Raw genomic sequence first — 13041 nt, forward strand, 5'->3', positions numbered from 1 at the left:
ATCATTTACACTCCATTGGAATGGAATGTATCCTGTTTTTTTGTATTTCCAAAAGGGATGTACACTTTTATATGCTGGGCAGGAAGCACAAGAATTTCACATACCAAGTCTTTTTGATGGGGATAAAATTAATTTACGTTCTATAGAGGAAGACTTTATAGAACAATTAAAAACTCTGGGAAAGATAAAAAAGAATGAAATTATGGCTAAGGGCTTTTATGAAATTTATATGGCCCAGGATAAAGACGTTATATTAGCATCCTACAAGCTTAAAAACAAACAGCTTATTGGAATATTTAATGTAGGTAAACTGCAAGGTGGGATAGGTGTAAATGTTGCTGATGGTGAATATACTAACCTTGTCGATGGCACAGTGGTAGTAGTTAACAAGGGAATCTTGAAACTTCAAAATAAAGCTGTAATTTTTGAAGTTTAATAAAATATTTAGGAGTCAATAGTTTTTATTGGCTCCTTTAATATTAGAAATTAAAATAAATAAATTAATTGAAACAATTTTCAAAAAAATGGTTTGACATATAAGAAAACTAATAGTAAAATAAAATTAAGCAAACGGTTGCACAAATCACTAAAACCGGTTGCATTGTAAATAATTATATGGGTAGTTAAAATCTTTATTTTATAATATTAAGGGGGAAAGAAAATGAAAAAAATCAAAGTAATAATCGCTATGGCAATGATATCTACTTTAGTAATAGGATCAATGGCAGGATGTACAAAAAAAGCAGCTGTTACACCAGAAAAAACACCAGCTGCAGTAGAATCAACTAAGCCAGTAAGTTTAGCACTATGGGAGCAGGATGATCCGAATGCACAAAAAATACTTGATGGATTGATCACTGAATTTCAAGCTGCAAACAAAAACATAACAGTTAAAAGAACACATTTTGAAACAGAAGAGTTAAGAAAAAATTATACAACAGCATCACTCGGAACAACAGGACCTGATATAGTTCTTGGACCAAATGATAACCTTGGAGTATTTGTTCCTGGAAGTTTAGTACAACCTATTGATACTATTCTTGGAGCGGATTTCATGGCTACAATAGATCCGAATGCATTAGATGCGGCTAAATTTTCAGGAAAACAATATATGCTTCCAGATAGAAATGGTAATGAAGTTTTAGTTGCTTACAATAAAAAATTAGTTCCAACTCCTCCAAAAACGTTTGAAGAATTAGAAGCAATGGGATTACAACTTAAAAAAGACGGAAAAGTAGAATACGGTTTAGTTTTCAATACAATTGAACCATTCTTTTCAATTGGATTCCTAGGAGCCTTTGATGGTAAAGTATTTGATGATGTTAACGCAGCAACTCCTAAACCAACACTAAATACACCAGCTGTTGCGCAATGGATGACTTTCATGAAAAAGATTCACACTGAAGGCTTAATCCCTAAAGAAGCAGATGGAACAGTAGCTGACAACCTTTTCAAAGGTGGAAAAGCTGCATTTGAAATCAATGGACCTTGGGGCTTTGGAGACTATACTAAAGCTGGAATCGACTTTGGTATAATGCCAATACCTACAATAAACGGTAAATCCCCAGCTCCTTACTCGGCTGTTAAAGGTTATACAGTATCTGCAGGAGTAACAGACAAAGATAAATTAGCAGCAGTTAAAGCTTTCCTTATGTTTGTAAATTCAAAAGACGCACAATTAAAAATGGTTGATGCACATCAACAAACTCCATCTAATCTTGAAGCTATGAAAGATGCTAAGATTACAGGAAATGTATTAATAGCAGGACAAAAAGATCAATTAGCAGTAGCAACACCAATGCCAGTTATTACACAAATGAGAGCTATTTGGGATGCTATTAAACCAGTTCAACAAGACGTATTATCAGGAAAAACAAAGCCAGAAGCTGCAGGAGCAATTATGCAGAAGAAAGCTGAAGATGGAATAAAAGCTTTAGGATTATAATTTTTATTTAAAAGGGGAGAAATCCCCTTTTTCTTCTAAGAAAGGAGCATTCACATGGACGGGACTGTTAAAAAAATAAAAAAGAAAAAAGGTAATAGTAGTTTTGGAATAGGACAAAGTAAAATGACCCCTTTCTTTTTTTTAGCACCAGCTGTTATAGTTTTAACACTTGTTGTAGCATATCCACTTATATATGAAATAATAATTTCATTTAAAAACGTTACACTATTAAATTTGAAAAGTCAGAAATATCCTTTTATTGGATTTGATAATTACAAAAATGTACTTGCTGACAGTTTATTTTATTCTACTTTAATAAGAACAGTACTATGGACTGCTATCAATGTGTTTTTTCATGTTTCCATTGGATTATTTCTTGCAATAGTTTTAAATAGAAAATTACCTGGTAAAGCATTTATAAGAGTTTTACTAATTCTACCTTGGGCAGTACCACAGTATATTGCTGCAATGACCTGGAAAGGTATGTATAATGTAGAATTCGGTTCTATTAATATTATTTTAACACATTTATTTGGAAGTGCAGCAGCAATTCCATGGCTATCTATACCCAGTTGGACATTTATAGCATGTATTATAACTAACATATGGCTTGGAATTCCTTTTATGATGATGATATCTCTTGGTGGACTTACAAGTATTCCAGATGAGCTATATGAAGCTGCAGATCTTGATGGAGCAACGGGTTTTCAAAAATTCAAAAATATAACACTACCACTTTTAAAGCCAATACTTACTCCTGCTATAGTACTTGGAACAGTGTGGACATTTAATATGGTTAATGTAATATACCTAATTACAAGTGGTTCTGCTTCAGATGAATCTCAGATTCTTATAACTATGGTATTTAAGAGAGCATTCCAATATTTCAGGTATGGTCAATCAGCAGCGCTTTCAGTTATTATATTCTTAATTTTGCTTGCATTTAGTACAATCTTTATTAGAGCTCAAAAATCAGAAGATTAGAGGTGATTTGTATGAAGAAAAGTGATAAATTTAATAGAGGCGATTCGCTTCCGAAAATAATATTAATATATGCATTTTTAATAGTTGCGTGTATATGTTCAGTATATCCAATATTAAATATATTAACAGTAGCTTTAAGACCAGCCAATGCATTGTTTTCTAAATCTTTGAGTATAATTCCCCCTAATGCAACCTTTGATAATTTCAGACAAGCTTTTATACAATATGATATGTTAGGATGGCTTTATCATAGTTTAATTGTATCAGGTTCCGCCTGTGCTTTTAGTGTATTGCTTTCTGTTACAGCAGGATATGCATTTTCTAGGTTTGAATTTAGAGGTAAAAAAATGGGATTATCACTAATTTTAGTTACTCAGATGTTTCCATTAGCTATGACACTGTTACCACTATATTTAATGATAATTAATTTGAAGATGACAAATAGCTATATTGCATTGGCAGTAATCTATGTATCTACTTCAATTCCTTTTAACATTTGGATGATGAAGGGTTTTTATGATACTATTCCTAAGTCACTTGAAGAGAGTGCTTACGTAGATGGAGCTTCAGTATTTAGGTCTTTTTATCAGATAATATTACCACTTGCAAGACCTGCTGTTGCATTAACAGCGTTGTTCTCATTCATGGGAGCCTGGTCTGAATATATAGTTGCCAGTGTAATCATTAATGAAGCGGGAAAAATAACGTTGCCCGTTGGACTTGTAAGTATGCAAGGGCAATTTTCAACTGCATGGGGTATTTACTCAGCAGGGGCTTTAATTACAGCTGTGCCTGTAATGATATTATTTATTTGCTTATCTAAATACCTTGTTGGTGGATTAACCGTAGGTAGTGTTAAAGGTTAGTAGATAAAATTTTAAAAAAGCAATCTCCTTACCTAAAATTAAATTTAAGGTAAGGAGATTGCTTTTTTAGATAGCTTAAAGTTGTTTGTCGCAATCTAAAGGTCCACATATATCAAATTCAGAATCGGATGGTTGTGGTACAAAATTAGCTTCTTTTTTTGCTTTTTCAAGGTTATCTTTTTCTATTTTTGCTGATTCCTCAGGGCTCAATTTTTTAGTTTGTTTTTCTTTATCTGTCATTAATAATCCTCTCCCTTTTTAATATTTTTAGTTTATCTATTATACTATAACCCTAAATCTAAATTATATCAATGATTATGAACGAATATTAATTGTTATAATGGATTAATTATTTCTTATATAGATTGTCTTAAAAAAATATAATTTTTAAAAATTCACCAATAATTCTGTATTCTATCATACTTCTATCACAATTGGTCCCTATAATAAAGATATAAAGTAAATAAAAAAATATAAGGAGTGTGTGTTTTATGAAAAATATTAAAAAAATTGTTTTATCCATGGCAGTAATAAGTGTACTTAGTACCAGCGTTGTATTCGGAGTGGTAGCTACTAAATCGCCAGCGGATATAACAGCAGGCTTAACAGGAAAAACAATAGAAGAGGTTGCAAAAGAAAGAACTTCTGGAAAAACCTATGGAACAATTGCAAGTGAAGCAGGAAAGTTTGATGAGTTTAAAGCAGCTTCACTCCAGCAGAAAAAATTAATACTAGATCAAAGAGTAAAAGATGGAAACTTAACTCAGGCTGAGGCGGACAAAATTTATAATGATATCAAGACTAATCAGGTAACTTGCGATGGAACAGGTAAAAAAAATGGTGTAGGTTTTGGACAAGGACGAGGAATGGGTAAAGGTGTGGGTCAAGGATCAGGACAACGTAATGGTGCCGGATGCGTTAACACAACACAAGGAACTACAAAATAAAGGGAATTAAAGATTGGCAAGTAAGCCATGAAAACTGTTGAAATATGTAAGTATATTTCAACAGTTTTTCTTAAATATATAATTCTTTAAAAGTAGTTTGCTTAGTTTTACCCATAAATTATAGCCCCTCAAAATTTTGTGAATAATATTACATGGAGGCATCTTGTGTGAGAAAATTATAGTATAATAAGTTTTATAAGAAAGAGGTGGATTTATATGGATAATGAAAAGATACTTCTAGTTGATGATGAAGAACGCATGAGGGATATGATAAAAGAATATACCAGTATAGAGGGATATAATATAGATGAAGCTGCCGATGGGGTACAAGCACTAGAACTATTTAAACAGAATAAATATTCATTGGTTATATTAGATGTAATGATGCCTAAAATAGATGGCTGGAGTGTATGTAGGGAAATACGTAAAACCTCAAATGTTCCTATAATTATGCTTACGGCAAGGGGAGAAGAGTATGATAAGCTTTTCGGGTTTGAGCAAGGCGCGGATGATTATATAATAAAACCATTTAGCCCCAAGGAACTTCTTGCACGTATGAAAGCAATAATTCGAAGAAGTGCGAGTATCGATCTTGAAGCTAAAAAAGAAAATACAGTTGCATTCCAGGGGCTTGTCATAGACTTTGATTCAAGAAATACTTATGTAAATGGTAATATAGTTACACTTACCCCTAAAGAATATAGTTTACTTATTTTTTTTGCAAAGAATCCAAACAGAGTATACGCTAGAGAACAGCTACTTGATGAGGTTTGGGGCTACGATTTTTTTGGGGATGATAGAACAGTGGATACACATATAAAAATGCTCCGTGAAAGTATAAGTGAATATAGGAAATTTATTGTTACAGTTTGGGGAACAGGATATAAGTTCGAGGTGGGTGAAAAAAATGAAAAACATAGCTCTTAAACTTTGGTCAGGAATGATAGCACTTGTTCTAGTGATGCTTGTTATGCTATGGCTTTTTCAAATTGTGTTTCTAGAAAAATTTTATACAGGGATAAAAATTTCAGAGATTAAAAGCAAAGGCTATTCTATTCTTGAAGGGTTAAATGTGGACGGTGGAAAAGATTATGAAAGTACTTTTGAGTCATTTGCCAGCGAAACCAATTCTAACGTTGAGTTTTTGGATTCAAAGGGAGAAACTCTATATAGTGTAGGCTCAAATAGTGGCAGTTCTCAGATACCTATGATGATGAATAATTCAAGGATTGAAGCTCTTAATGATATTACGGCAGGAAAGGAAGTAACGCTATCTTTAATTCACCCCAAATTTCACAATACTTTTATACTTATTGGATTACCTCTTAAAGTACAAGGTGAGTTTAAAGGGGGGCTCCTTATAAGTTTGCCTTTAGCCCCTGTAAAAGATACCGCCGCCATATTAAAGGTACAGCTATTTTACATTACATTAATTCTTCTTTTTACAGCACTAATATTTGCTTATTTCTTGGCTAGAAGTTTTACTAGACCTATACTTGAAATTACAAAAGTATCCGAAGCCATGGCTTCAGGTAATTTTTCAGTTAAAATCAAATCAAAGGGCAGAGATGAGATCGGCAGACTTGCATCCACTATTAATTATATGGGGGAAGAATTATCGAAAATTGATCAACTGAGAAAGGACTTGATTGCTAATGTATCCCACGAATTACGTACTCCTTTAAGTCTTATCCGTGGCTATGCTGAGACAATTAGAGATGTTACAGGAAATGTTGCAGAAAAAAGGAATAAACAGCTTGAAATTATTATAGAGGAATCGGAGAGGCTTTCTAAAATCGTTGATGACATTCTTAATTTATCTCAAATACAGGCTGGATATGTTAATTTGAATAAAACACAGTTTAATATTAATGAGCTTTTAGAAAGAATCATAGCGAAATTCCAGATTTTAAGTGAGAAAACCGCAGTTACTATAGTTCTTGAGAATCATGTAGATGTATTAGTAGAAGGTGATGAAATAAGAATAGAGCAGGTTATGTATAATCTTGTAAATAATTCTTTTAACCATACTGGTAGATCTGGATATATAAATATAAGGGCAATAGAAAATGAAAAAAACATTAGGGTTGAAGTTGCGGATACTGGAATAGGCATTTCAGAAGAGGACTTAAAGCATATATGGGAGAGATTTTATAAAACAGATAAAGTGGAAGGGATAAAATCCGCAGGTAATGGCCTTGGACTTACTATTGTAAAGACTATCCTGGAATCACATGGATTTAAATATGGAGTAGAAAGCACAAAAGGAAAAGGGACTATGGTTTGGATTGAGATCAAAAAGCAGGGTTAATAATAATTAAAACATTGATTAAAAATTTCGTCGAAATTTATTTTTGTTGAAACCTAAAAATTCGTAACTTCTTTATAATTAGTATCGTCTAAATAATATAAGTGTAAATAAAAAATTAAAATATAAGGGGCGATATTATGAAAAAAATAATTGTTTTTACTATAATTAGTATGCTTGCAGCTGTAATGCTTGTAGGATGTAAAAGTAAAGAGATAACAGAAAAACCACCAGTATCAAGTGCCAAGTTGATGGCACCAACGGTTATTGGGAATGTATTAGAGGTAAAAGAAGATGGAAAAGCAATTTTAGTGGATTCTACTTCAGACAATGTAAAAGGGCAAATTTGGGTAAGTATAGACAGTAAGACTAATTTTTTTGAAAATGTAACTGAAGGAACCTCTATTCCTTATCACAATGTAAGTCGTAAATTTGCAATAGGTAATCATGTTGAAATTTTCATTGAGGGAGAAATAAAGGAATCTTATCCTATGCAAGCAACCGCTACATCGGTTTATGTTAATGAAGCTAAGAAGTAGTTGGGAACTTGAATAAATGTAAACTTGCCACTTGCCACGTGGGTGGCACTTGACATATCAGAGTTAAAATTAGTAAAAGAGGCTAAAAAAACCATATAACAAGGTCAAAAAAAGAATTCCAATAATGGAGTTCTTTTTTTATGTCATGAGTTCCTTGACTTGCTATTTTATATCGGTAAACAGAGAAGTGTTAAAATGGCCATAATAACTTTGACTTGGATAATTCATATTATTGTAAAAGATTAGACCATCAGCAAGCAGCCACTCTTTACCATTGTCGCATTTCCAAATGGATACATTTTCATTTTTATCACTACGAAAAAATATAATGCACTTGTTATCAATATATCTTGGTGAAAAATCAAAATAATTTTTATTATAAGTAAGCTGTTTTATTTGTTTTGTAGTTGTATCAATACTAAAAATATGGTGCTTCCCATTTGAAAACCACTCAGATAAGGTTAGGATTCCCTGTTTTTCTTCTGGAGAGGAAGCATATAGAAGGGTTTTCCCATCACGTTTGTAATAAGGCGTCATGGCTGCTTCATCCCCTGGGGCTAAGGACTGAAATTTGCCTGTTAAAACATCTAGAACAACTAAATCTTTGCTATTATCCATATCTCTGCCACAACCATAGATTAATGCTAAATATCTGCTGTTTTTAGGGTTTGGAGATATATTATCACTATAGGCCAGTGAAATTATGTTTGGGTTAGTATATTCTATTAATTTATTATTGTGAATATCATAGACAGCCAAATCAACTCCGTCTGCTGCCAAAGACCCTGAATGCGGATGTTTCCATATATAAAGGTACTTATCATCCTTTGATATCCCAGTTATGATGGGGTACATACCTAAATTTCCACCTGATTCCATTTTGTTTGGAATTGATTTTATAACTATTTTTTCACCCTTTGTTACTGGGTCAAAGAATAGTACACCGTAATCTTTTATATAATCAGAGCCATTCTTTTTATAGAAAAGATACTGTTCTGCATATATTTTTCCACTTCTGTCTAAGGTAATATTTTGATAATTAAATTCATTCTTAAGGTATGGTTTACTAGTTTTATTTACAACATCATAAACATATAAGCCACCAGAGGTAGGGGAGTATAACAATGAATTTTCATCTTGCCATGCAAAGGATAGTTGTGACGCATTATCTGCTACTTTTATATGTTCAAGATTATCCGTCGTAATATATAAAACATTGTCCTTAAGGTATGAAACCTGTTTATTATTAGGGGATATAAGAGGTCGCGAAAAGGTACCGCCACTATCTAAAGTAATGTTTTTTTCGCTATCATTTAAAGAAACCAATAGTAATTCATTTTTCCTAACTACCACAACATTCATTTTTTTAACTGTGCTTTTTTCGCTTGCACTGATTTTTACTACAAAACCACTTGTAATGATAATAGTAATTAGCAACAACATTATAATTGTTAGCCGTTCCGATTTTATTTTTAAACCTATCATGATTTCATACCACCAACCTTTCTTTTTATAAATAGCATTCCCTGTTTCCTTGATTAATTATAAATAAGTTGCTGGATATATAGCAATGTTCGTTACCAGTTTTGAATTTAGTACCATTTTTATACAAAATGTTATTAAGAGGTTAGAAGAATTTATAGAGTGTTTTGAAAATCTTAGTAATAAGCAAAATTACCTAGAGGAAATATTTGATGAAGATTTAATATTTTTAAATAGATTTTAGCTTGATATTTAAATAACTTTTGTAATAAATATTCATTGAAGTAAAATATTAACACAATTGCACATTTATAATTTTGACGATTATTAAAAAAAAACATCAAAATACTCCATTTTTATAAAAACTACGTCCTTATTTAAACTTATTTTCATAAATTTAATGCCGGTATTCGAAAAAAATAAAATATGATTAAAATAATAAGAACTTTAGTAAGATAATAAAAACTGTATAATAATTAGTATTTTATCAACGTGTATATTAATTCAGATTAAATGAATAAATATACATATATAATGGCTTGATGTGAAAGAAATAACGACAAAATGTGAATAATTATTCAAAAAAACCCTTGCTATTTTGTGATTTTTTACCTATAATTTAAATACAGTAATAAAAAAAGGCATAACGTAATAATGTAATATACGGATATATTAAAATGAATAAACATTAAATATTAAAAAATGTATTTAGTGTTAATAAAAGAAAGGATGTGCTGTTCATGTCAATAAATACTTATTTTATTCCAACAATAAACACAATTGGTCAAGGTTCTGTTAATGAGGTTGGTAATCATATTAAATCATTAGGTGGTAACAAAGTATTAATTGTTACAGATGCAATGTTAGCTAAATTTGGTATGGCAGAAAAGATTAAAGGTATATTATTAGAATCTGGTCTTGAAGCAATAATTTTTGACGGTGCTCAGCCAAACCCAACTGATCTCAATGTAGAAGCTGCTTTTGCAGTGTGGAAGGAAAATTCCTGCGATGCAATAGTATCACTTGGTGGAGGTTCTTCTCATGATTGTGCTAAAGGTCTTGGACTCGTAGCTGCTAATGGTGGAAATATTAGGGATTATGAGGGAGTAAATAAATCAACTAAAAACTTCCCACCTTTTGTTGCAGTTAATACTACAGCAGGTACTGCATCAGAGATGACTCGTTTCTGTATAATTACAAACACTTCACGTAAAGTTAAGATGGCTATAGTTGACTGGAGAGTAACACCAAACGTTTCAATTAATGATCCTGAATTAATGGTTGGTATGCCACCAGCACTTACTGCAGCTACTGGTATGGATGCTCTCACTCACGCTATAGAAGCCTATGTTTCTACATCTGCTACTCCTCTTACAGATTCTGCTGCATTAATGGCTATAAAGCTTGTATCTAAATATCTACCTAAAGCAGTTGCGAACGGTACAGATATGGAATCAAGAGAAAAAATGGCCTATGCTCAATTCTTAGGTGGTATGGCTTTTAATAATGCAAGCCTTGGATATGTTCATGCTATGGCACATCAACTAGGTGGATTCTACAACCTACCTCATGGAGTATGTAATGCTATTTTACTTCCAATAGTATCTAAATTTAATCTTTTATCTAGTGCAGAGAGATTCCAAGATATTGCTGTTGCAATGGGAGAAAATGTAACTGGACTTTCTGTAAATGACGCTGCTCAGGTTGCAATTGACTCAATTAAAAGATTATCAAAGTCCGTTGGTATTCCTTCAGGACTTACAGAGTTAGGGGTTAAAGAAGAAGACTTTGAAGTAATGGCTACAAATGCTAAAGCTGATGCATGCCAATTTACAAATCCGCGTCTGGCTACGCTTCAACAGGTAATTGAACTTTTCAGACAAGCATTGTAATTTTATAATTTGAAGCTTATTGCATAAATGGAAAGAAATGTTCTGCGTAAATAGATGTAGGGGCATATGCCCCTTTCTATTTTTAGTAGTTTATGTTATATTGTAATATAAACAAAAGTTCTAAATTTTACAATTAATGAGTAATAAAAAGCTTTAATATGTCATTTGTTCTCCGAGTCATATTTCCTAAGGGATGCTATGGAATTATGACCGTTAGGGTTAAATTGAAAACGATTTAGCCTTCCATTTGAAAAGGGGGATGCTTAATTGCTATTCTCTTTTATATTATAAAATATGAAAGGGGTTTTTTTTATGCAAAAATCAAGTAGTAAGTCAAGTTTCAGGGAGTTATTAATAATATCGCTTTGTGTTGTTATGGTGTTTACTATAACTGCATGTTCTAAAAAAGAGAGGTCTATGGTACTGGCAACCACAACAAGTACTCAGGATTCAGGACTTCTGGATTATTTGCTGCCATTGTTTGAGAAGGACACAGGAATTAAAGTTAAGGTCTTAGCTAAAGGAACAGGAGAAGCGCTAGAGGTTGCAAAGCGTGGAGATGCTGATGGACTTCTTGTACATGCAAAGGCACAGGAACTTCAATTTGTTAAGGATGGATTTGGAACAGAAAGACTTGAGGTCATGTATAATGACTTCATAATAGTTGGACCAAAAGATGATCCTGCAAAGCTTTTGGAAAAAACACCAAGTGACGCTATTGAATCTTTTAAATTAATTAGCAGCAGTAAAGCTACATTTATTTCAAGAGGGGATAAGTCAGGTACTAATACAAAGGAACTTGCTATATGGAAATCAGCAGGGATAACACCTACTGGAACCTGGTATGTATCAGCTGGAAAAGGAATGGGAGCAGTACTTCAGATGGCAGATGAGAAAAAAGCTTATACATTAACAGACAGAGCTACATATTTATCTATGAAGGATAAGCTAGAACTTAAAATTGTTACTGAAAAGGGAAGTGGATTCTTAAACCAATATGCTTTTATAAGATTAGACCCAACCAAGAACAAAATTAAAACTCAGGAAGCAAATGAATTTATTGATTGGATGATTTCTAGTAAAGGACAAAAATTAATAGGTGAATATGGCAAGGATAAATATGGACAGACTTTATTTATACCTAATGCAAAAAAATAGGTGATTAAATGAGTTTTTATGGAGAAGTATTTGGAGTGGTTTTTTTATCCTTGTTTATTTCAGTTACATCAACAATAATAGCTTCAATGGCAGGGATGATACTTGCAATTCCTATTGCACTAAAAGATTTTAGGTTAAAAAAATATGTTGTAAGACTCGCTGAAACCTTTATGAGTATTCCACCAGTACTAATGGGACTAGTAGTTTACCTACTCCTTTCAAGGAAAGGACCTTTAGGTGAACTTGGACTGTTGTTTACTCCTACTGCAATGATTATAGCTCAGAGTCTTCTGGTATTTCCCATAGTATTTGGGCTTACTGTTTCAGCAATAGGAACGCGTGGAAGAAAAATTAAAAAGAATTGTATTGCTTTAGGTGCAGGAAAAAGAGATACTTTAATTTTAATTATAAAAGAGTGCAAAGTTCAACTTTTATCGGTGGCTGCCGCTGGTTTTGGACGTGCAATTTCGGAAGTTGGAGCAGTTATGATGGTGGGAGGAAATATAAAAGGGGACACACGGGTAATGACTACGTATATAGCTTTAGAAACAGGGCAGGGTAAATTTAAGGAGGCCATTACAATAGGAATCATATTACTCCTAGTTGCATTTATGGTTAACTTTAGTTTACATGGACTTACTGAAACTCCTACGCCTAAAGCATAGGGTTCTCAAGTACTAAATAACTTCTTTAATATCACGAATAATATTAACACTGATTATTTTCCCTAAGACTTTCACTATCAAGGATTGTGATCAATCCATTAACGATAGCATAACCGCTCGCTTCAAAACGGCTGGTTTGCGATACCTTGTATATTTTACGCAGTTGAGGCTCTACCTACTGCAACTCCATATATACAGTTGTCGAAGAACGTATTAATATTTTATCATACCCAAATAACCATGTCTAATGGTATA

At 32.5% G+C, this 13041-nt stretch carries 14 protein-coding genes and 1 riboswitch; of the genes, 12 read left to right on the plus strand and 2 right to left on the minus strand.

The window, feature by feature from the left end:
- Window positions 1–40: 40 nt before the first annotated feature.
- The 4 genes from G9F72_RS08975 (at window position 41) to G9F72_RS08990 (ending at window position 3795) form a co-directional block, all read left to right on the plus strand.
- The gene (locus tag G9F72_RS08975) at window positions 41–436 is read left to right on the plus strand and encodes a hypothetical protein (RefSeq protein WP_164956099.1); all 396 of its coding nucleotides are present in this window, start codon (window positions 41–43) and stop codon (window positions 434–436) included.
- A 225-nt stretch (window positions 437–661) separates the two neighbouring features.
- Window positions 662–1945, plus strand: coding sequence for an extracellular solute-binding protein (locus G9F72_RS08980; protein WP_164956100.1), 1284 nt, complete (start codon window positions 662–664; stop codon window positions 1943–1945).
- A gap of 54 nt (window positions 1946–1999) precedes the next feature.
- Window positions 2000–2929, plus strand: coding sequence for a carbohydrate ABC transporter permease (locus G9F72_RS08985; protein ID WP_202054827.1), 930 nt, complete (start codon window positions 2000–2002; stop codon window positions 2927–2929).
- Window positions 2930–2940: 11 nt separating this feature from the next.
- Entirely contained in the window at window positions 2941–3795 is an 855-nt protein-coding gene (locus G9F72_RS08990) for a sugar ABC transporter permease (RefSeq protein WP_164956101.1), read from the plus strand.
- 75 nt (window positions 3796–3870) lie between these two features.
- On the opposite strand, the gene G9F72_RS08995 is transcribed toward G9F72_RS08990, so the two are convergent.
- Window positions 3871–4035 carry a hypothetical protein gene (locus G9F72_RS08995; protein WP_164956102.1) on the minus strand — a complete coding sequence of 55 codons (165 nt, stop codon included), beginning with the start codon at window positions 4033–4035 and terminating at the stop codon, window positions 3871–3873.
- Between the two features lie 251 nt (window positions 4036–4286).
- Between G9F72_RS08995 and G9F72_RS09000 the strand changes: the two genes are divergently transcribed.
- The 4 genes from G9F72_RS09000 (at window position 4287) to G9F72_RS09015 (ending at window position 7589) form a co-directional block, all read left to right on the plus strand.
- Window positions 4287–4742, plus strand: coding sequence for a hypothetical protein (locus G9F72_RS09000; protein WP_164956103.1), 456 nt, complete (start codon window positions 4287–4289; stop codon window positions 4740–4742).
- Window positions 4743–4958: 216 nt separating this feature from the next.
- Window positions 4959–5669, plus strand: coding sequence for a response regulator transcription factor (locus G9F72_RS09005; protein ID WP_164956104.1), 711 nt, complete (start codon window positions 4959–4961; stop codon window positions 5667–5669).
- On the plus strand, window positions 5650–7053 hold the full coding sequence (locus G9F72_RS09010; RefSeq protein ID WP_164956105.1) for a sensor histidine kinase: 1404 nt from the start codon (window positions 5650–5652) through the stop codon (window positions 7051–7053). Before G9F72_RS09005 ends, G9F72_RS09010 begins: the two co-directional genes overlap by 20 nt.
- A 137-nt stretch (window positions 7054–7190) precedes the next feature.
- A complete protein-coding gene (locus G9F72_RS09015; RefSeq protein ID WP_164956106.1) occupies window positions 7191–7589 on the plus strand; it encodes a DUF3221 domain-containing protein in 399 nt (132 codons plus the stop codon).
- Between the two features lie 162 nt (window positions 7590–7751).
- On the opposite strand, the gene G9F72_RS09020 is transcribed toward G9F72_RS09015, so the two are convergent.
- A complete protein-coding gene (locus tag G9F72_RS09020; RefSeq protein ID WP_164956107.1) occupies window positions 7752–9074 on the minus strand; it encodes a TolB family protein in 1323 nt (440 codons plus the stop codon).
- Window positions 9075–9159: 85 nt separating this feature from the next.
- Here G9F72_RS09020 and G9F72_RS09025 point away from each other — a divergent pair, with 85 nt between their 5' ends.
- The 4 genes from G9F72_RS09025 to G9F72_RS09040 all read left to right on the plus strand — a co-directional run bounded on the left by G9F72_RS09025 (window position 9160) and on the right by G9F72_RS09040 (window position 12786).
- On the plus strand, window positions 9160–9315 hold the full coding sequence (locus tag G9F72_RS09025; protein WP_224676047.1) for a hypothetical protein: 156 nt from the start codon (window positions 9160–9162) through the stop codon (window positions 9313–9315).
- 496 nt (window positions 9316–9811) lie between these two features.
- Complete coding sequence (locus tag G9F72_RS09030) at window positions 9812–10963, plus strand: iron-containing alcohol dehydrogenase (protein WP_164956108.1); 1152 nt, start codon at window positions 9812–9814, stop codon at window positions 10961–10963.
- A gap of 158 nt (window positions 10964–11121) precedes the next feature.
- Window positions 11122–11237, plus strand: a riboswitch (molybdenum cofactor riboswitch).
- A gap of 101 nt (window positions 11238–11338) precedes the next feature.
- Complete coding sequence (locus G9F72_RS09035; RefSeq protein WP_164956426.1) at window positions 11339–12121, plus strand: substrate-binding domain-containing protein; 783 nt, start codon at window positions 11339–11341, stop codon at window positions 12119–12121.
- 8 nt (window positions 12122–12129) lie between these two features.
- A complete protein-coding gene (locus G9F72_RS09040) occupies window positions 12130–12786 on the plus strand; it encodes an ABC transporter permease (RefSeq protein ID WP_164956109.1) in 657 nt (218 codons plus the stop codon).
- Window positions 12787–13041 lie beyond the last annotated feature (255 nt).

The organism is Clostridium estertheticum, assembly GCF_011065935.2.
In the GTDB taxonomy this organism is placed as follows: Bacteria; Bacillota; Clostridia; order Clostridiales; family Clostridiaceae; genus Clostridium_AD; species Clostridium_AD estertheticum_A.